The sequence below is a fragment of the Rhodobacter sp. P1_C2 genome (assembly GCF_056406375.1).
The window spans coordinates 102,788-123,912 of record NZ_JBFUAG010000008.1; the positions used below are offsets into that span (position 1 = coordinate 102,788).

Genomic DNA, 21,125 nt, shown 5'->3' on the forward strand with positions numbered 1-21,125 from the left:
CCGGGCGCAAGCGGGGCCGTCTTCACCCGGTGTTAAGGACAACCCGCCTAGGGTCCGGCATGAGCGTTTCGGACCCCAATCTTGCCAGAGAACTGGCGCTGCGCCACCATCAGATGTCGGCCCTCCGGGCGACATTCCTGATCGCGGCGCATCACGGCGTGACCCTGCGCCCCGAGGATCTGCCCCGTCTGGTCGAGGGGGATATCGCGCCCTCGGTGCAGGCCACGCTGCGCAGGGCGGGCTTTCGCACCCGTCTGATCGAAAGGGCCAATTGGGCGAAGATCACCGGGCTTGGCGCGGCCTATCCGGCCATGGCCGGCTGCCGGACCGGGGCCTGGCTGATCGTCGTGGCCTTGATGCCCGAAGGCCAGATCGCGATCCTCGACCCGGCGGAGGAGGGCAAGGGCGTCCAGACCCTCTCACGCGCGAGCTTTCTGGAACATTGGGACGGCCGCATCCTTCTGGCCCGGCCCGAGGCGCGGGCCGCCGATCAACCCTTTGGCCTGACTTGGTTCCTGCCGGCCCTCAGGGCGCAGCGCGGCCTTCTCGCCGGGGTGGCGCTGGCGGTGGTTACCGGCAATCTGATCGGCTTCGCGCTGCCCTTGCTGTTTCAGGTGCTGATCGACCGGGTGATCTCGCATCAGGCCTGGAACACGCTGGCGGCGATCGTCGCGATCTTCGTGCTGCTCGCGGCCTTCGATGCGGCCTTCACCTATGTGCGCCAGCGGCTGATGCTGATCGCCGGTGGCAAGATCGACGCCGTGATCGGCGCCCGCAGCTTTGCCCATCTCATGGCGCTGCCCCTGTCGGTGTTCGAGACTACCCCGGCCGGCGTCATGGCGCGCCATATGCAACAGACGGAAAAGATACGAAATTTCCTGACCGGCCGCCTGTTCCAGACCCTGTTGGACGCGCTGTTCCTGCCGCTTCTCCTTGGCGTGCTGATGCTTCTCTGCGGGGCCCTGACGCTGGTCGTCCTCGGCTTTGCCTTGGCCATCGCCGGGGTGATCGGGGCGCTTCTGCCCCTGTTCCGCCGCCGTCTTAACGCGCTTTATCAGGCCGAGGCGGGGCGTCAGGCCCAGTTGGTCGAGACGCTGCACAACATGCGCGCCGTCAAGTCGCTGGTCCTGGAACCCTCGCGCCGCAAGGCTTGGGAGGACAGTCTCGCCGGCACCCTGCGCCGGCAATGGGATGTCGGGGCGATTGCGGCGCTGGCGGCGTCGGCCACCGGGTTTCTGGAAAAGATGATGCAGATTTCCGTCATCGCCTATGGCGCGGCGCTGGTGCTGGAGGGGCGGCTGACCATCGGCGCGCTGGTGGCCTTTCTGATGCTGTCGGGCCGGGTGACCGGGCCGTTGGTGCAGATCGTCGGCCTGATCAACGAATATCAGGAGGCGGCGCTTTCGGTCCGGATGCTGGCCGGCGTCCTGAACCAGAAGCCGGAACGCGGCACGCAGGCCCGCCCGGCCCGGCATCCGATCGGCGGGCGTCTGCGCTTCGATGCGGTCAGCTTCACCTATCCCGGCGCCGCCACCCCCGCGCTGGACCGCGTGAGCTTCGAGGTCACGCCGGGCCAGGTGATCGGCGTCGTCGGGCGCTCCGGTTCGGGCAAGACCACGCTGACCCGGCTGATCCAGGGCATCGAAAGCCCGCAGGCTGGGCTGATCCAGCTGGACGGCGTCGATATCCGCCAGATCGACCTTGACCATCTGCGCCGGTCCTTGGGGGTGGTGCTGCAGGAAAACCTGCTGTTTCGCGGCACGATCCGCGACAATATCGCGATGGCCCGCCCCGAGGACGGGCTGGAGGAGGTGCTGATCGCCGCCAAGCTCGCCGGGGCGGAGGAGTTCATCCGTCGCCTGCCGCAGGGCTTTGACACGCCGATCGAAGAGGGCGCCGCCAACCTTTCGGGCGGACAGCGGCAAAGGCTCGCCATCGCCCGCGCCCTGATGAGCGCGCCGAAAATCCTGGTGTTCGACGAGGCGACCTCGGCGCTTGACCCCGAAAGCGAGGCCGTGGTGAACCGCAACCTGGCCGCCATCGCCAAGGGGCGGACGGTGATCATCGTCTCGCACCGGCTGTCCTCGCTGGTGCGGGCGGATGCGGTGCTGGTGCTGGACCAGGGCCATGTCGTCGACATGGCGCCGCATGCCGAGCTTCTGGAGCGCTGCGAGATCTATCGCCACCTCTGGCAGCAGCAGACCGAGCACATCACATGAAGATCGCGCCGGAAGCACTTGATTTTCAGGCCGATCTCGACCGGCTGGTGGCAGAGCCCGCCCCGCTGATCCTGCGGCTCTGGCCCGCGCTCGGGGCGGCGCTGGTGGTGGCACTTGTCGTGATGGCCGGGGTGGTCCGGCTGGATATCGTCGTCTCGGCCCGGGGCCGGATCGCGGCGGATGCGCCGCCGGCGATCCTCGCGCCGATGAGCCGCGCCGTCCTGCGCGCGCTTCTGGTGCGGCCAGGGGATCGGGTGGTCAAGGGGCAGGTGCTGGCCCGGCTGGATGCGACGCTGCCCGATGCCGACCGCGCCGCCCTTCTGGCCCGGCGCGACAGTCTTTCGGCGCAGGAGGCGCGGCTGCAGGCCGACCTCTCCGGCCAGCCGATGGCGGCGGGAAGTGCCGAGATGGCCCTGCAGGCCGAGGTGCAGGCCCAGCGCAGCGGCCTTGCCGCGGCCCAGCGCGCCCAGCTGCAAGCCGCCCGCGATGCCGCCGCCGATGCCCTTGCCGCTGAGGATCGCGCAGGCGCCGGCCTGTCCGACCGCCTCTCCATCGCGCGCGAGGTCGAGGCGATGCGGACCAAGCTCGCCGCCAGCCAGAACGGCTCCCGCCTCGCCGCGCTCGAGGCCGAGGTCGCGCGCATCGACGCCGAGGCCGCGATCAACCAGCATCAGGCCCGCCTGAAGGACCTCGCCGCCCGCCGCGCCAGTGCCGAGGCCGCCCTCGCCGCCTATGACAGCGACCGCCGCCGCGCCGATCTGGAGGCTTTGGCCGCCCTGCGCCCGCAGATCGCCGACCTGGACGAGGCGCTGGCCAAGGCCGACCGGCTTTCCGCCCTGTCCGACCTCGTGGCGCCGGGGCCGGGCGTGGTGATCTCGGTCGCGCCGGGCGGTCCGGGCTCGTCCCTGGCAGAGGGGACGCCGGTCGTGGTCATGGTGCCGGGCGATGTGGCGCTGGTGGCCGAGATCGGCATCCGTTCGGCCGATGCGGGCCTCGTGGCCGCCGGCGACCTTGTCGACCTCAAGATCGACGCCTTCCCCTGGCGGCGCCACGGCGCGCTGCAGGGCCGGCTGATCGATGTCTCCAGCGCCTCCTTCACCCCGGAAGGCGGGACCGAGGCGCAGCATCCCGCCCGGATCCGCCTTGGCGGCGCCTTGCATGACCTGCCCCCCGGCACGGAGCTTTTGCCCGGCATGACGTTGGAGGCCGATGTGAAGACCGGCACCCGCAGCCTGCTGGATTACTTCATCGACCCGCTGGCCCGCGGCATGAGCGAGGCGCTGCGTGAGCCCTGACCCGCAATTCCCTAAGACTTCCTCCTCCTCCAGAAAGGACAGACCATGACCATCGCCTCCCACCCCGCGGTTGAAACCGCGGAAATCGTCTCGGTTCCGACGCGGACCGTGCTGCATGTCGGTTGCGGGCCCGCTGATCCGGCCAAGCTTCCGGCGGCCTTCTTTCCGGCCGGGGCCTGGCGCGAGCTGCGGCTGGACATCGACCCCGGCGTCGCCCCCGACATCGTCGCCTCGATCACCGATATGGCCGTGGTGCCCAGCGGTTCGGTCGAGGGCCTCTGGTCGGCGCATAACCTCGAACATCTGGCCGCCCATGAGGTGCCCCTTGCCCTGGCGGAGTTTCACCGCGTGCTGGCCCCGGGCGGCTTTGCCCTGGTGACCATGCCCGATCTGCAGCAGGTCGCGGCGCTGGTCGCCGAGGGCCGGCTGGAGGATCCGGCCTATATCTCGGCGATGGGGCCGATCGCGGCGCTGGACATGCTTTACGGCCACCGTGCCTCGATCGCGGGGGGCAATGGCTTCATGGGGCATCGGACCGGCTTTGTCGCCACCACGCTGGCGCGGCATCTGGAGGTGGCAGGGTTCCAGAACGTCCGAGTGCAGCGCGACGGGCATTTCGCGCTCTGGGCCTCTGGCGTCAAGGCGCTGGCCTGAAGCACCCGGCGCGGCAGGCCGGGCGGTGATGCCCGGCCTGAGTGGAGCGCCGCAAGACCGGCGCTGAAATGCCAAAGCGGCCGGGAGATTTCTCCCGACCGTTCTGGCGTTGTGCAAGGGACCTGGGTGGGGTCAGCCTCGGAGACGCACTTTTTGCAGGGCGGCCTCGAACCTTCGGGTGAAGCCTGTCGCATCGCCCAGCGTTCGCGCCCAGGTGTCGCCCGACAGATGCGCCTTCATCCAGTGATGCGCCGCCCGGTCGCGGCAGAGGGTAATCGCGCGTGCCTCGTATTCGGCGGGGGAATGGGTGATCCCGCCCTCCAGCCCGACCGCCGTGAGCAGGCTGGAGGCCATCCGCGCGGCAAAGGCCTTGCCCTGCAGCGTCACGATCGGCAGGCCCATCCGCAGGGCATCCGAGGCGATGGTGCCGGCATTGTAGGGATGGGTGTCGAGAAACAGATCGGCCAGGGCCAGCCTTGCGCGGTAGCGGTCGGGGTCGACGCGGGGCGCGAAGATCAGCCGCTCGGCCGCAAGGCCCTTGGCCTGCCAGCGCGAGGTCAGCGCCGCCCGGCTTTCGGGATTGTCGTCGATCAGCCAGAGGACCGAGTTTTCCGTCGCTTGCAGGATGCGGCACCAGCTGTTCCACATCGGCTCGGTCAGTTTGTAGTGATGCGACACGCAGGTGTAGACGAAGGCGTCCTCGGGCAGACCCTCGGCCTGGCGGCTGACCGCGGGCAGGGCGGGCAGGCGGCTGTCATTGGCCTGATAGCAGCCCTCGATCCGCAGGGGGCGCGGGCTGTAGGCCTGCTCCAGAAGCTCGGGGATCGTGACGGCATCGCAGAGGAGGTAGTCGAGCTCGGGCAGGGGGACCGGGCCGATATAGCCGAGATAGGTGGCGATGACCGGCGCGGGTTTCCAGCGCAGGATGCCCAGCCTCGCGCCCTTGGTCAGGCCGTTGAGGTCGATCAGGATGTCGATCTCGTCCGCGGCGATCGCCCGTGCGGCGCCTTCGTCGGGCAGGGCGTGGATCGGGATATGGTGGTCGAAGGCGGCGAGGACCCGGGCCCGGATCTCGCTGCCGTCTTCGGGCGAGGCATCGTAGCCATAGACCTCGAAAGCGCTGCGGTCGTGGCGTTCGAGGAGTTCGGCGATCAGGAAGCTCATTGCGTGGCGGCAGAAATCGGTCGAAAGATAGCCGATGCGCAGCTTGTCATGGGCATAACCCCGGGGCGGCGCCAGATGGGAAGCGGCGGGCGGCACCTTGCGCGCGATCCAGTCGGCGGCGCTGGCGGCCTGCAGGCGCGGGTCGTCGAACATCGCGAGCGCCGCCAAGGGACCGCAGTTGAAGGCGGCCTCGGCCTCGGTCAGGCCGGGCACCTCCAGCCGGGTGACGGGCCAGGCCGTGGTGCGCTGGCGGATATGGACGAGATGTTGCTGCACATCGGCCTGATGCGGCGCGATCAGCAGCGACGCATGCAATTCCTCGGCGGCGGGGCCAAGCTTGCCCTGCGCCTCCATCACGCGGCCAAGCTGGTTGTGGAGCAGCTGGCGCAAGGGCGCCGGCGGCAGGGCCGCGCGCCAGGCGCCCAGCGCCGCCTCGGTTTGGCCGGCGGCTTCGAGGGCGGAGCCGAGGTTGATCGCCGCCTCGGTCATGTCGGGTTTGAGGCGCAGGGCGGCGCGGTAGGCCTCGACCGCCCCGCCGGGATTGCCCGCCTTCATCCGCGCCACGCCGAGGTTGAACCAGGCCGCACAGGCCGGCATTTCGCCGCCATGCGCGCCGAGCCAGAATTCGTAAAGCGCCGCGCCATCGGCCTCGGCCGCGGTTTCGGCCAGCTTGACGAGGCCCAGAAGATCAAGCCCCGCCACCGCGCGCCCAAGATAGGGCAACTCGCCCGCGGGCACGGCGGAAAGCCCGCCGGGGCGGGCCATGGCCTGGCGCAGGCTGTCTTCATCGCCCGGCAGGGGAAAGGGCAGAAGCATCGGCATCGACATCGGGAACCTCCATCTCGGTTTCCGGCAGAGTGCCGCAGCATTGGTGAACGAGGGGTGAACAAATCGCCGACAAATCCGGACTTTCCCGCCAATTCAGCTAAAATTTGCGGTTCTTTTCGGCTGCAAAGGCAGGATAGCGGCGCGGGTTTCATGCCCTGTTCACCGTTTTCTAAGCCTCGCCTGCCAGCCTCTGCTGCAGCAATGCGCTTCGAAATGGGGCGTGTCCGGGGGCAGGGATCACCTGCTCCGCATCGCATCTTGTCAGACGGAGCCCCCATGACCACGATTTCAACGCTGACCACTGCCCAGATCGCCGCGCTCTCCACGGCCGCCATCGCGGCGCTGACCACGGCGGATATCCAGTCGCTGACGACGGCGCAGGTTCCGGCGCTGACGACAAGCCAGCTTGCGGTGATGAGCGCGGTGCAGATCGCGGCCTTCAAGTCGACGCAGGTGGCGGTCCTGACCACGGCGCAGGCGGCTTCGCTGTCGACGACACAGATCGCGGCCCTGACGCCGGTGGCGCTGGCGGGGCTGACCTCGGCGGATCTTGTCGCGCTCGGCACGGGGCAGGTCGCCACTTTCAGCTCGGCCCAGCTCGCGGCGCTGAGCACCGCGGCCATCGCGCATATGGAGACGGCGGATATCGCGGCCCTGACGACCGCGGCGATCAAGGGGCTGACCTCGGCCCAGATCATCGCGATGGATGCGGCCCAGATCGCGGCGCTGACCACGGCGCAGATCGCGGCGCTGCCGGTGGCGGATGTCGGAAAGCTCGCCTCGGGCGACCTTGCAGGCCTGTCGACGGCCCAGGTCGCGGCCCTGTCGACGGCGCAGATCGCGGTCCTGAGCTCGACCCAGATCGTCGGCCTGACGACGGCGCAGACGGCGGCCCTGACCACGGCGCAGGTTGCCGCCCTGTCGACGGCGGGGCTGAAGGGGCTGAGTTCGGCCGATGCGGTGGCCCTGACCACGGCGCAGGCGGCGGTCCTCACCTCGGCCCAGGTGGCGGCGCTGTCGACGGCGGCGGTCTCGCATCTGGAGACGGCGGATCTGGCCGCGCTGACCACGGCGGCGATCAAGGGGCTGACCTCGACCCAGGTCGAAGTGATGACCTCGGGGCAGATCGCGGCGCTCAGCACGGGGCAGATCGCGGCGCTGTCGACGGCATCGGTGCCGAAGATCGGCACGGCGGCGATGGGGGCGCTTTCGACGGCGCAGATCGCGGCGCTGACCTCGGGGCAGATCGCCACGCTGACCTCGGGCCAGGTGTCGGTTCTGACCACCGGCCAGGTCGCGGCCCTCAGCACCGGGCAGATCGCGGCCCTGACCACCGCCGCGCTGAGCGGGATGGGCTCGGCCGATATCGAGGCTTTGAGCACGGCCCAGGCCGGTGCGCTGACCTCGGCCCAGCTTGGCGCCTTCAGCACGGCAGCGATCTCGCATCTGAGCACGGCCGATGTCGCCGCGCTGAGCACGACAGCGATCAAGGGCCTGACCTCGACCCAGGCGGGGGTTCTGACCACGGGGCAGGTGGCGGCCCTGTCGACGGCGCAGGTCGCCAACCTGTCGGTGTCCAGCGTGACGAAGTTGAGCACGGGGGCGGTGGCCGCCCTGTCGACGGCGCAGGTCGTGGCCCTGACCACGGCGCAGGTGGCGGGCCTCGGTTCTGCGCAGATCCGCGCGATGACCACGGCGCAGGTGGCGGGCCTGACCACGGCCCAGGTCGCGGCGCTGTCGACGGTGGGCCTTCTGGGGCTGACCACGGCAGAGGTCGTGGCGCTGTCCTCGACCCAGGTCGCGGCGCTGAGCTCGCTGCAGATGGCGGCCTTGAGCACGGCGGCCTTTGCGGCGCTGGGCACGGCGGATATCGCGGCGCTGAGCACTTCGGCGATGCGGGGGCTGACCACGGCGCAGGTCGCGGTGATGAGCACGGCCCAAGCCTCGGCCCTGTCGACGGCGCAGATCGCGGCGCTGACGGCCACGCAACTGGCCAAGCTGCCGGCCGCCGATCTTGCGGCGCTGAGCACGACGCAGGTGGCGGCCCTGACCACGGCCCAGGTCGCTGCCCTGACCTCGACCCAGCTGGCGGCGATGACCACGGCGCAATTTTCCAACCTGACCGTGGCGCAGGTCGGCGCGCTGGGCACCACCACGCTGAAGGGCCTGAGCTCGGCCGATCTGGTGGCGCTGACCACGGCGCAGGCGGCGGCCCTGACCTCGGCACAGATCGCCTCGCTGTCGGCCACCGTGCTGAACAAGATCGAGACCGCCGATCTCGCGGCGCTGAGCACTTCGGCGATCAGGGGGCTGACCTCGGCGCAGATCGTCGCACTGGGCACGGCGCAGATCGCCGCCTTGAGCACTGGCGATATCGCGGCCCTGAGCACGGCCCAGGTGTCGAAATTCACCACCGACCAGATGGAGGGGCTGACCACGGCCCAGGTCGCGGCCCTGTCGACGGCCCAGCTGGCGGGGTTGAGCGGATCGCAGGTCGCCGCCTTGCAGACCGACCGGATCGCCGCCCTGACCACCGGTCAGGTCGCGGTGCTGACCACGGCGCAGGTTGCGGCCCTCGACACCGGCTCGATCGCCGCCCTGACCAGCACGCAGACCGCCGTCCTGACCACGGCGCAGATCCACGCCCTGTCTTCGGCGCAGCTCGCAGCTTTTGGAAGCGATGAGGTCGCAGGCCTGACCTCGGCCCAGTTTGCTGCCCTGACCACCGGCGCCCTGGCCGGCCTGACCACGGCCGAGGCCGCCGCGCTGACCACGGAGGAGGCGGCCTCGCTGACCTCGGCCCAGATCGCGGTCCTGTCGAGTGCTGCGGTTGCGGCCCTGCAGACGGATGAGGTGGCGGCGCTGACCACCGCGGCCCTGCGCGGGCTGACCACGGCGCAGGTCGCGGCCCTCGGCTCGGATCAGGTGGCGGCTTTGGGCAGCGGGCAGCTTGCGGCGCTCAGCACCGGGCAGTTTGTCGCCCTGGGCACGGCGGGGATCGCCGCGCTGAGCACGGCGCGGCTGGCGAGCCTCGGGACGGCGCAGATCGCGGTCCTGACGACGGGCCAGATGGCCGCGCTGACGACGGGGCAGGTGGCGGCGCTGACGACGGCGCAGATCGCGGCCCTGACCACCGGCAGCCTGGCCGCGCTGACCACGGCAGAGGCGGTGGCGCTGACCACGGCGCAGATGGCGGCCCTCTCCTCGATCCAGGTGGCGGCTTTGACCACGACCGATCTCGCGGCGATGGATGTGGTCGATATCGCGGCGCTGAGCACGACGGCGCTGCGCGGGCTGGGTGCGGGCCAGGTTGGCGCGCTGACCTCGAACCAAGTGGCGGGGCTGACGACGCTGCAGCTTGCCTCGCTGACCACGGGCCAGATCGCGGCCTTGGGGACCGAGGCCGTTTCCGCCTTGACCACGGATCAGATCGTGGCGCTGACGGTAGCGCAGGTGGCGGGGCTCAGCTCCGATCAGGCGGCGGCGCTCACCACGGCGCAGGTGGCCAAGCTGACCACCCGGCAGATCGGCGCCTTGACCACGGCGGCGCTGGTGGCCCTGCCCACGGCGGATATCGCGGCGCTGACCACGGTGCAGACTGCGGCCCTGACCACCGGGCAGTTGCTGGCATTGCCGACGGCGAGCTTTGCCGCCCTGACCACGGCGCAGATCGCCGGGCTTTCGACGGCGCAGGTCGCGGCGCTCGGCTCGGCCCAGGTGGCGGCGCTGACCACGGCGCAGACCGCAGCCCTGACCACTTCCGAGATCGTGGCGCTGGGCAGCGCCGCGCTGGCCGGGCTGGGCACCGCAGATGGTGTCGCCCTGACGACGGGCCAGGCGGCTGCGCTGACCTCGGTCCAGATTGCCGCGCTGGGCACGGCGACGATTGCCGCCCTTGAAACCGCGGACCTTGCGGCGATCAGTGCAGCGACGATCAAGGGTCTGACCACCGGCCAGATTGCCGCCCTGACCACTGGTCAGGTCGTGGCCATGACCAATGCGCAGGTCGCCGCCCTGACGACCGCGCAGATGCAGCATCTGACCACCGCCGATCTGGCCGCCCTGACCACGGGCCAGGTCGCCGCTTTGACGACCCAGCAGGTGGCCGCCCTCGGCTCGGCCCAGGTGGCCAGCCTGACCACGGCGCAGATCGCCAACATGACGACCCAGCAGATCGCCGCCCTGACCACGGCGGGCCTGCAGGGGTTGAGCACGGCAGACACCGTGGCCCTGACCACGAGGCAGGCCGCGGCCCTCTCCTCGGCCCAGGTCGCCAACCTCGCCACCGCCTCGATCGCGGCGCTGGAGACGGCGGATCTTGCCGCCCTGACGGTGGCCGCGATCAAGGGCCTGACCACGACGCAGATCGCAGCCCTCGGCACGGCGCAGATGGCGGCGCTGACCACGGCGCAGGTCGCAGCCCTGCCCACCGCCTCGGTCGGGCTGATCGCCACGGCCTCGCTGGCCGCCATGTCGACGACCCAGGTCGCGGCCTTCAGCAACAGCCAGATGGCGGCCCTCACCTCGTCGCAGGTGGCCGCGCTGACCACGGCGCAGATGGCGGCCTTTTCGCCCGGCCAGGTCGGCGCCCTGACGGCGGCGAGCCTGGGTGGTCTGACCTCTGCCGATCTGGTCGCCCTGACCACGGCGCAGGCGGCGGCGCTGAGCTCAACCCAGGTGGCTGGTCTCAACCCCGCAATCATCGCCCAGATGGAGACGCAGGATCTGGCCGCCATCACCACGGCCGCCCTGCGCGGGTTGAGCACGGCCGAGGTCGTGGGTCTGACCACGGCGCAGATTGCCGCCCTGACCAATGGCCAGGTCGCGGCGCTGGCGACCGCCGCGGTCTCGCATCTGTCGACCGATCAGATTGCCGCGATGACGACGACCCAGGTCGCGGCCTTCACCACGTCACAGGTGGCCTCGCTGACCTCGGACCAGGTGGCGGGGCTGAGCACGGCGCAGGTCGCGGGCATGACCTCGACCCAGGTTGCGGCGCTGTCGACGGCGGGCCTGGCCGGCCTGACCTCGGCAGAGCTGGTGGCTTTGAGCACGACCCAGGCTGCGGCGCTGACCTCGGCGCAGGTCGGGGCGATCGATGCGACGGTGCTTGCCGCGATCGAGACGGCGGATCTGGCGGCGCTGAGCACCACGGCGGTGCGCGGGCTGGGTTCGGCGCAGGTGGCGGCTTTGTCCTCGGATCAGGTCGTGGCGATGACGCCGGGCCAGATCGCCGCCCTGACCACGGCGGCGGTGGCCGGGCTGACCCCGGCGGATGTGGCGGCGCTGACCACGACCCAAGCGGTAGCCCTGACCACGGCGCAGGTGGCGGTGCTGTCCTCGGCCCAGGTCGCGGCCCTGACCACGGCAGAGGTGGCGGCGCTTTCGACGGCGCAGGTCGCCGCCTTCGGTACGGCGGCCCTGGCGGGGCTGGGCAGTGACGCGCTGGTTGCGATCACCACGGCGCAGGCCGCGGCGCTGACCTCGGCGGAGGTGGGGGCTCTCGCGCCCTCGGTCCTGGCGCAGATGGAGACGGCGGATCTTGCCGCCCTGACGACGGGGGCCCTGCGCGGGATGACCACGGATGGCGTGGCAGGACTGTCGACCGACCAGGTCGCAGCCCTGACCGTGGCGCAGGTCGCGGCCCTTGGCACGGCCCAGGTCGCGGCGATTGCGACCGCGGGGATTGCCGCCCTGACCACCGACCAATCCGCCGCCCTCACCACGGGGCAGATGGCGGCCCTGACGGCGGACCAGCTTGCCGCAGTCACGACGGCGCAGATGGCGGGCCTGAGCACCGCGCAGGTCGCGGCGCTGACCACTTCGGCGCTGACCGGGCTTGGCAGCGATGACCTCGTCGCCCTGACCACGGCGCAGGCGGCGGCCCTGTCCTCGGCCCAGATCGGCGCGATCGCGGCCAATGTGATTTCGGCGATGGAGGTGGCGGATATCGCCAAGCTCACCACCACGGCGCTGGCGGGCCTGAGCACCGATCAGGTGGCCAGCCTCGGTTCGGATCAGGTCGCGGCCCTGACCACGGGCCAGGTCGTGGTCCTGACCACGGCCCAGATCGCGGCCCTGTCGAGCGATGCGGTGGCGGCGATGTCGACGGGCCAGGTCGCGGCGCTGACCTCGGCGCAGGCGGCGGCCCTTACCTATGACCAGGTGGGCGCGCTGACCACGGCGCAGGTCGCCAACATGACGACGGACCAGGTCGCGGCGCTGACCACCGATGCCTTGCCCGGCATGGGCTCGGCGGATCTGGTCGCGCTGACCACGGCGCAGGCGGCGGTCCTGTCTTCGGCGCAGATCGCGGTGATCGACCCGACGGTTCTGGCCGCGATGGAGGTGGCCGATCTTGCCGCCCTGACCACGACGGCGATCACCGGGCTCAGCACCGATCAGATCGCTGCGCTTGGCATCGATCAGGTCGCGGGCCTGACCAGCGCGCAGATGGCGGTCCTGAGCACGGGCCAGGTCGCGGCGATCTCCAGCGACGGGATCGCGGCCCTGACCACGACACAGGTGGCGGCGCTGACCTCGGTGCAGGCAGCGGTTCTGACCTCGGAGCAGGTCGGCGCCATGACCACGGCGCAGATTGCGGCGATGACCACGGCGCAGGTGGCGGCGCTGTCGACCGATGCGCTGGCGGGGCTGACGACGGATGACATCGTGGCGCTGACCACGGCGCAGGCCGCGGCGCTTTCCGCGGCGGAGGTGGGCGCGCTGAGCGCGGATCAGGTCGCGGCCTTCGAGGCGGCGGATCTGGCCGCCCTGCGCACCGCGGCCCTCAGGACGCTGGATACGGCCGAGATTGCGGCGCTCGGGACGGCCCAGGTGGCCGCCCTGACCACCGCCCAGGTGGCGGCGCTGCGCACGGCGCAGGTGGCGGCGATTGCCACGGCGGGAGTCGCGGCCCTGTCGACGGCGCAGGTCGTAGCCCTGACCACGGCGCAGGTCGCATCCCTCGGCTCCGATCAGGTGGGGGCGCTGACGGCGGCCCAGGTGGCCAAGCTTTCGACCGGGCAGATCCTCGCCCTGCGCACCCAGGCCATTGCCGGACTGGGCACCGCCGGGGCTGCGGCCCTGACCACGGCGCAGGCTTCGGTTCTGACCTCCGCGCAGATCGGGGCACTGGACCCCCTCGCCTTCGGGGCGCTGGGTTCGGCGGATATGGCGGTTCTGTCGACCACGGCGCTGCGCGGGTTGACCACGGCAGAGGCCGCGGCGATGAGCGCGGCACAGGCGGCGGCGCTGACCACCGGCCAGCTCGTCGGCCTCGGTACGGCGCAGGTCGGCAATCTGAGCACGGCGGCGGTGCAGGCCCTGTCCACCACGCAGCTCGCCTCGCTCTCGACGGCGCAGATCGCGGGGTTCGGCACCGCGCAGGTGGCGAGCCTGACCACGGCGCAGGTCTCCCATCTGACCACGGCGCAGGAGGTGGCCCTGACCACGGCGCAGGTGGCGGCGCTGACCACGGCGCAGGTGGCGGCCCTGACCACGGCCCAGGCCGCGGCCCTGACCACGGCCCAGGTCGGCGCGCTGAGCACGGCGGATGTCGCGGCGCTGACCACGGCCCAGGTGGCGGCCCTGACCACGGCGCAGTTCGGCGCCCTGAGCCTCGCGCAGTTCGGCGCCCTGACCGGGCCGCAGCTTGCCGCCCTGACCACGACCCAGATCTCCCGGCTCAGCACCGCGCAGCTGGGGGTGCTTGGCACGGCGCAGATCGCGGGCCTGACCACGGCGCAGGTGGAGGTGCTGACCGCGGCGCAGGTGGTCTCGCTTTCGACGGATGATGTGGCGGCGCTGACCCAGGCGCAGGTCGCGGTGCTGACCAGCACCCAGATCGCAGCACTTTCGACCGGGCAGGTCGCGGCGCTGAGCACCGACCAGGTCGCGGCCCTGACCACGGCGCAGATCGCGCGGCTCAGCACGGCGCAGGTGGCCGCCCTGAGCACCGATCAGATCGGCGCCCTGACCACCGGCCAGGTCGTGGCCCTCTCCACCGCCCAGATCGCGAAGCTGTCGACGGCCGATGTCAATGCGCTGTCGACCAGCCAGGTCGCGGCCCTGACCTCGGCCCAGATCGTGGCGCTGACGACGGATCAGGTCGCCGCCCTCGGCTCGGATGCGGTGGCGGCGCTGACCACGGCGCAGATCTTGCGCCTGACCACGGGGCAGATCGTGGCCCTGACCTCGGACCAGGCCGCGGCGCTGACCACGGCGCAGCTGGCCGCCCTGACCACGGCGCAGATCGCCAAGGTCACGACGGCGGATATCGCCGCCCTCTCCGCCAGCCAGATCGCGGCCCTGACCACGGGGCAGATCGCGGTCCTGACATCGACCCAGGTGGCGGCCCTGACGACCGAGGAGGCCGCCGCCCTGACCACCGCCCAGATCGCCGCCCTCGGGACGGCGGCGCTGAAGGGGCTCGGCTCGGATGACCTCGTCGCCCTGACCACGGCGCAGGCCCATGTCCTGACCGGGGCGCAGATCGCGGTGATCTCCTCCACCGCCATCGCGGCGATGGAGACCGAGGATCTTGCCGCCCTGACCACCGCCGCCATTCGAGGGCTGACCACGGCGCAGGTCGCGGCCCTGACCTCGGACCAGGTGGCGGGGCTGACGACGACGCTTCTGGCCGCGATGACCACGGCCCAGGTGACAAAGTTCACCACCGCCGATATCGCGGCGCTGAGCGCGGATCAGGTCGCGGGCCTGACCACGGGCCAGGTGGCGGCCCTGACCACGGCCCAGGTCGCGGCGATCGGCAGCGACCAGATCGCGGCGATGACCACGGCGCAGGTGGCCAAGCTGACCACGGCGCAGATCGCGGCGCTCTCGACCACCCAGGTCGCCGCGCTGAGCGAGACGCAGATTGCGGCCCTGACGGCGGCGCAATTCGCCAAGCTGACCACCGCCGATATCGCCGCCCTCTCGATGGCGCAGGTGGCGGCGATGACCACGGCGCAGGTGGCGGCGCTGGGCTCGGCGCAGGTCGCAGCCCTGAGCACCGATGCGATCAGCAGCCTGACCACGGCGCAGATCGCGGTGCTGAGCACGGGTGCCCTGGCCGGCCTGACCACGGCCGATGTCGTGGCGCTGAGCGGGGAACAGGCGGCGGTCCTGACCTCTGCCCAGGTGGCGGCGCTGGATACGGCGGGGATCGTGGCGCTGGAGGTGGGCGATTTCGCGGCCCTCTCCTCCACGGCGATCAAGGGGCTGACCACGGCCCAGGTCGCGGTCCTGACCTCGGACCAGGTGGCGGCGATGACGGCGGGCCAATTGGCGGCCCTGTCGACGGCGCAGCTGTCACAATTCAGCACGACCGACATCGCGGCGCTTTCGGCGGGCCAGATCACCGGCCTGACGACGGCGCAGATGGCGGGATTGACCACGGCGCAGGTGGCGGCGATCGGAACCGAGCCGATTACGGCGCTGGGCACCGGGCAGGTGGCGGCCCTGACCACGGCGCAGGTCGGCGCGCTGACCACGGCGCAGATCGCGGCTCTGGACGGGACGCAGATCGCGGCGCTGACGGTGGCGCAGCTTCCCGCACTCTCGACGGCGGATGTGGCGGCGTTGAGCGTCGATCAGGCGGCAGCCCTGACCACGGCGCAGATCGCAGCCCTCTCCACCGCGCAGATCGCGGCCCTTGGCTCGGATCAGGTGGCGGGGCTGACCACGGCCCAGGTGGCCAGGCTGACCACGGCGCAGATCAGTGCCCTGTCGACCAGCCAGATCGCCGCCTTGAGCGCCACGCAGATCGGCGCTTTGACCACGGCGCAGATCGGGCGCTTCTCGACCGCGGATATGGCTGCGCTCTCGGTCGATCAGGTCGCGGCGCTGAGCACGGCCCTGGCTGCGGTGCTGACCTCGGCCCAGATGGCGGCGCTCTCGACCGATCAGGTGGGCGCCCTGACCTCGGACCAGATCGGGGCGCTTGCGACGGCGGCCCTGGCGGGTCTGGGTACCGATGACGTGGTGGCGCTCAGCGCCGATCAGGCGGGGGCGCTGACCTCGGGCCAGATCGTCGCGCTGAGCACGGCCCAGATCGCGGCGATGGAGGCGGAGGATCTTGCCGCCCTGACCACGGCGGCGATCCGGTCTCTGACGACGGGCCAGGTCTCTGCTCTTGGCAGCGATCAGGTCGCGGCGCTGACCACCGATCAGGTTGGCGTCCTGACCACGGCGCAGGTGGCGCGGCTGACCACGGCGGATCTGGCGGCGATGACGGCCGATCAGGTGGCTGCGCTGGCCACGGCGGCGGTGGCGGTCCTGACCTCGGCCCAGATCGGCGCCCTGACGCCGGAGCAGGTCGGAGCCCTGACAACCGGGCAAGTGGCCGCCCTGACCACGGCCAGCATCGCGGGCCTGTCCAGCGATGATGTCGTGGCCCTGACGACCGAACAGGCGGCGGCCCTGACTTCGACCCAGGTCGCGGTCCTGTCTACCGCGATCTTGGCCCAGATGGAGGGGGAGGATCTTGCCGCCCTGTCCACCACCGCGATCCGGGGTCTGACCACCGGGCAGATCGCGGCGCTGACCACGGGCCAGGTGGCCGCGCTGACCACCAGCCAGGTGGGCGCCCTGACCACGGCCCAGGTGACCAAGTTCAACACCGGCGACATCGGCGCGCTTTCGACCGATCAGGTCGTGGCGCTGACCACGGCGCAGGTGGCGGTCCTCGTCTCGGCCCAGGTCGCGGCCCTGACCACCGATCAGGTCGAGGCGCTGACGACAAGCCAGATCGGCGCGCTCAGCATCTCCAGCATGGCGGGCCTGTCGAGCGATGACGTGGTGGCCCTGACCACGGCGCAGGCCGGGGCGCTCAGTTCCGGGCAGCTCGCCGCACTCGGCACGGCGGTGCTGACCCAGATGGAGGTGGCGGATTTCGCAGCCCTCAGCACGACGGCGATCAAGGGGCTGACGGCCAACCAGCTGCATGCCCTGACCTCGGACCAGATGGCGGCGCTGACCACCGATCAGATCACCGCCCTGACCACGACGCAGATCGGCGCGCTGGGCACCGATCAGGTGGTGGCGCTGTCGACCGATGCGATCACCGCCTTCACCACGGCGCAGATGGCGGGGTGGAGCACGGCCCAGATCGCCGCCCTGACCACGACGCAGATCACAGCCCTGGAGACGGCCGATATCGCGGCCCTGTCCAACAGCCAGACCTCTGCTTTCACCTCGGCCCAGACGGCGGTGATGACCAACGACCAGATCTCGGCCCTGTTCCTCTGACGGAACGGCCGGATCGGGCCTGGCGCGCTCTGCCCCTTTGGCAGGGCGCGTCTTGCCTTTCGCGATCAAGGCCTGAAGGGTGCGAAGGGGCGCCGGGGCAGGGAGACCGCCCCTTCTGGCCGCCGCCCGACTTGCCAGCCTCGTGCCACCACCTCTGCCCCTAGGAGGCTGCTGGCAAATCAGGCGCAGCACCCCCTGCGACGTTTCACAGCAGGAAGAAAAATTGACACTCAGCATAGGGTCTGTCTAGCTTCCTTCAAAGGGCCAGAATCAAATCCTCGCAGGGCCCGCGTCAGGGAGACTTCCATGCAGAAACGAGTTGCGGTCATCGGCGCAGGTCCCTCGGGCCTCGCGCAACTGCGCGCCTTCCAATCGGCCCGCGCCAAGGGCGAAGCGATCCCCGAGATCGTCTGCTTTGAAAAGCAGGGCAATTGGGGGGGCCTTTGGAACTACACCTGGCGCACCGGCCTCGATGAATATGGCGAGCCGGTGCATTGTTCGATGTACCGCTATCTCTGGTCGAACGGCCCGAAGGAAGGCCTTGAATTTGCCGACTATTCCTTTGAAGAGCATTTCGGCAAGCAGATCGCCTCCTACCCGCCGCGCGCCGTGCTCTTCGACTATATCGAAGGGCGGGTGAAGAAGGCCGGGGTGCGGCCCTGGATCCGTTTCCGCCATCCGGTCCGCTTTGTGAAATACAACGAGGCCAAGGGCAATTTCACCGTGACCGCCCATGATCTGGTCAACGACAGCATTTATGAGGAGGAGTTCGACAATGTGATCGTCGCCTCCGGCCACTTCTCGACGCCGAATGTGCCGGAATATCCGGGCTTTTCCAAATTCGGTGGCCGCGTGCTGCACGCCCATGACTTCCGCGACGCGATGGAGTTCAACGGCAAGGACATCCTCCTGCTCGGCTCCTCCTATTCGGCCGAGGACATCGGCTCGCAATGCTGGAAATATGGCGCGAAATCGGTGACGGTGGCCTATCGCCATGCGCCGATGGGCTATAACTGGCCGGAGAATTTCAAGGAATGTCCGGCACTTGACCATGTCGACGAGACGACGGCCTATTTCAAGGACGGCAGCTCGAAGAAGGTCGATGCGATCATCCTCTGCACCGGCTACAAGCACCATTTCCCCTTCCTTCCCGACGATCTGCGCCTGAAGACCGCCAACCGTCTGGCGACGGCGGACCTCTACAAGGGGGTGGCCTGGGTGCATAACCCCAAGCTCTTCTACATCGGGATGCAGGACCAGTGGTTCACCTTCAACATGTTCGACGCCCAGGCCTGGTGGGTGCGCGACGTGATCCTCGGCCGGATCGCCATTCCCGCCGACAAGGCGGTTCTGCTCAAGGACGTGACCGACCGTGTCGCGGGCGAGGATGCCGGCAAGGACGCCCATGACGCGATCCACTACCAGGGCGATTATGTCAAAGAGCTGATCGCCGAGACCGACTACCCCTCTTTCGACGTCGACGGCGCCTGCGAGGCCTTCTTCGAATGGAAGCATCACAAGGCCGAGGGCATCATGACCTTCCGCGACCATGCCTATAAATCGGTGATCACCGGCTCGATGGCGCCGATCCACCACACGCCCTGGAAGGACGCGCTGGAGGATTCGATGGAGAGCTACCTCAAGAATTGAGTGCCCCCGGACCGCAAGTCTGACCATCGCAAGGCCCGGCACCTGATGGCGCCGGGCTTTTTGCTGCGTTTTGCGGCAATTCTGACCCAGGCGCCAAGTGTCGGGTAAACAAATATTCCGAGGATTAAAATTTTGTAGCGTTAATTTCGTCTTCATGTTTTTGTTGCCTCATCCGGGGCGAACCCGGTGCGAATGCGCGGCCATCCTCAGGCCTGGCGCGGGCAAAAACACAGCGGGAGAGGGAATGAGATGACGATGGAGACAAGTGTGTCCAGCACGGGCACCGCCTCGAGTGCGGGGCAGCTGGTGCGGGCGCTGGACTGGAAGGGTGCGTTCTGGGTTGCGGCGGGGGTGCCGCCCCTGGTTCTGTTCTCGATCGGCGGGATTGCCGGGGTGGCGGGCAAGGCGGCCTTCCTCGTCTGGATCATTTCGATGATCATGGGCTTTCTGCAAAGCTTCACCTATGCCGAGATGGCGGGGATGTTCGGCAACAAGTCGGGCGGCACCTCGATCTATGGCGCCACGGCCTGGCTGCGCTATTCCAAGCTGATCGCGCCCCTGTCGGTCTGGTGCAACTGGTTCGCCTGGAGCCCGGTGCTCTCGCTCGGGTCGGTCATCGCGGCGGGCTATATCCTGAATGCGCTGTTCCCGATCCCGGCGGCGGATTCGGCGGCGGTCATGGCCTGGGTCACGGCCCATGCGGCGGATTACACCGCCTCGACCCAGGCGGTGGTGGACTACATCGCAGCCCATGCCGGCACGGCGCCGGCCGATGCGATCACCGCGGTGGCCTCGGCCGACGGGGTGGCGGCGCTGACCCCGGCCATCCGCACCTGGGAGGCCCTGAGCTTCAGCATCCCGGGCCTTGGCGCCCTGCATTTCAACTCCACCTTCGTGGTGGGCGCGGTCCTGATGCTGGTGATGTTCGGCATCCAGCACCGCGGCATCGCTTCGACCGCCTCGGCGCAACGGGTGCTGGCGATCATCGTGCTGGTGCCTCTGCTGCTGGTCGGGCTTTACCCGATCTTCACCGGGGCGATCCAGTCGGCCAATGTCACCGGGATCGTGCCGCCGACGGCCTCCTATTCGGGCGTGGACGGTTTGTGGAACCTTGGCGGCTGGACGCTGTTCCTCGGCGGGATGTATATCGCGGCCTGGTCGACCTATGGGTTCGAGACGGCGGTTTGCTATACCTCGGAACTGAAGGACCCGCAGCGCGACACCTTCAAGGCGATCTTCTTCTCGGGCCTGCTCTGCTGCGTCTTCTTCTTCATCATCCCCTATACCTTCCAGGGCGTGCTGGGGCAGGGCGGCATGCTGGCGCCGGGCATCGTGGACGGCACCGGTGTCGCCGAGGCGCTTGGCAACATGGCGGGTGGCCATCGGGTGGTGACGCAGATCTTCGTGATCCTGATGATCCTCGGCCTGTTCCTTGCGATCATGACCGCGATGGCGGGCTCGTCGCGCACGCTTTACCAGGGCTCGAAGGACGGTTGGCTGCCGCGCTATCTGAGCCATGTGAACGACCACGGCGCGCCGACGGGGGCGATGTGGACCGACTTCTGCTTCAACCTCTTCCTTCTGGCGCTGGCCTCGGATGCGGGCGGGTATTTCTACGTTCTGGCGATCTCGAACGTGGGCTATATCCTGTTCAACTTCCTCAACCTCAACGCCGGCTGGATCCACCGCATCGACAGCGGCCATATCGCGCGGCCGTGGAAGGCGCCGGCGGTTCTGATCGGGATCAACACCGTGCTGGCCTTCGTCAACGCGCTGTTCCTCGGCGCCGGGGCCAAGGTCTGGGGCTATTCCAACGCGCTCTGGGCCGGGCTGATCTTCGCGGCGCTGATCATCCCGGTCTTCGCCTATCGCCACTATGCGCAGGACGGCGGCCGCTTCCCGGCGGAGGCCATGGCCGAGCTGGGCCTGAAGGATGGCGAGATGGGCGAGCGCAAGGCGGGCATGCTGCCCTACCTCGCGCTGCTTCTGGGGGCGGCGGTGGTGCTTTGGGCCAATTGGTTCTTCGTCCTGCCCGCCTGAGACCCGTCTGATCCCGAAAAGGGGC

General features: G+C 69.7%; 7 protein-coding genes. 6 read left to right on the forward strand and 1 reads right to left on the reverse strand.

Going from position 1 to position 21,125, the window contains the following annotated elements:
* Window positions 1-59 precede the first annotated feature (59 nt).
* Genes AC1DZT_RS15295 through AC1DZT_RS15305 form a run of 3 tightly spaced genes read left to right on the forward strand, consistent with a single transcriptional unit; the run spans window position 60 to window position 4,168 of the window.
* Window positions 60-2,219: a peptidase domain-containing ABC transporter gene (locus AC1DZT_RS15295; RefSeq protein ID WP_478007508.1), complete on the forward strand. Its 2,160-nt coding sequence runs from the start codon at window positions 60-62 to the stop codon at window positions 2,217-2,219.
* The gene (locus tag AC1DZT_RS15300; protein WP_478007509.1) at window positions 2,216-3,514 is read left to right on the forward strand and encodes an HlyD family type I secretion periplasmic adaptor subunit; all 1,299 of its coding nucleotides are present in this window, start codon (window positions 2,216-2,218) and stop codon (window positions 3,512-3,514) included. The genes AC1DZT_RS15295 and AC1DZT_RS15300 overlap by 4 nt, the downstream gene beginning before the upstream one ends.
* 45 nt (window positions 3,515-3,559) lie before the next feature.
* On the forward strand, window positions 3,560-4,168 hold the full coding sequence (locus tag AC1DZT_RS15305) for a class I SAM-dependent methyltransferase (RefSeq protein WP_478007510.1): 609 nt from the start codon (window positions 3,560-3,562) through the stop codon (window positions 4,166-4,168).
* A gap of 132 nt (window positions 4,169-4,300) precedes the next feature.
* Here AC1DZT_RS15305 and AC1DZT_RS15310 read toward each other — a convergent pair whose 3' ends face one another.
* Entirely contained in the window at window positions 4,301-6,160 is a 1,860-nt protein-coding gene (locus tag AC1DZT_RS15310) for an O-linked N-acetylglucosamine transferase, SPINDLY family protein (RefSeq protein WP_478007511.1), read from the reverse strand.
* A 276-nt stretch (window positions 6,161-6,436) separates the two neighbouring features.
* Here AC1DZT_RS15310 and AC1DZT_RS15315 point away from each other — a divergent pair, with 276 nt between their 5' ends.
* The 3 genes from AC1DZT_RS15315 (at window position 6,437) to AC1DZT_RS15325 (ending at window position 21,100) form a co-directional block, all read left to right on the forward strand.
* A complete protein-coding gene (locus AC1DZT_RS15315) occupies window positions 6,437-17,410 on the forward strand; it encodes a hypothetical protein (RefSeq protein ID WP_478007512.1) in 10,974 nt (3,657 codons plus the stop codon).
* 306 nt (window positions 17,411-17,716) lie between these two features.
* On the forward strand, window positions 17,717-19,060 hold the full coding sequence (locus tag AC1DZT_RS15320) for an NAD(P)-binding domain-containing protein (RefSeq protein ID WP_478007513.1): 1,344 nt from the start codon (window positions 17,717-17,719) through the stop codon (window positions 19,058-19,060).
* 255 nt (window positions 19,061-19,315) lie between these two features.
* Window positions 19,316-21,100 (forward strand): APC family permease, encoded by a 1,785-nt coding sequence (locus AC1DZT_RS15325; RefSeq protein WP_478007514.1) that lies wholly within the window; start codon window positions 19,316-19,318, stop codon window positions 21,098-21,100.
* Window positions 21,101-21,125: the final 25 nt, after the last annotated feature.

What these genes read in the sequence shown, in the direction of transcription:
- AC1DZT_RS15295 (WP_478007508.1), top strand. Translation starts at nt 60, where the DNA reads ATGAGCGTTTCGGACCCCAATCTTGCCAGAGAACTGGCGCTGCGCCAC.
- AC1DZT_RS15300 (WP_478007509.1), top strand. Translation starts at nt 2,216, where the DNA reads ATGAAGATCGCGCCGGAAGCACTTGATTTTCAGGCCGATCTCGACCGG.
- AC1DZT_RS15305 (WP_478007510.1), top strand. Translation starts at nt 3,560, where the DNA reads ATGACCATCGCCTCCCACCCCGCGGTTGAAACCGCGGAAATCGTCTCG.
- AC1DZT_RS15310 (WP_478007511.1), bottom strand. Translation starts at nt 6,160, where the DNA reads ATGTCGATGCCGATGCTTCTGCCCTTTCCCCTGCCGGGCGATGAAGAC.
- AC1DZT_RS15315 (WP_478007512.1), top strand. Translation starts at nt 6,437, where the DNA reads ATGACCACGATTTCAACGCTGACCACTGCCCAGATCGCCGCGCTCTCC.
- AC1DZT_RS15320 (WP_478007513.1), top strand. Translation starts at nt 17,717, where the DNA reads ATGCAGAAACGAGTTGCGGTCATCGGCGCAGGTCCCTCGGGCCTCGCG.
- AC1DZT_RS15325 (WP_478007514.1), top strand. Translation starts at nt 19,316, where the DNA reads ATGGAGACAAGTGTGTCCAGCACGGGCACCGCCTCGAGTGCGGGGCAG.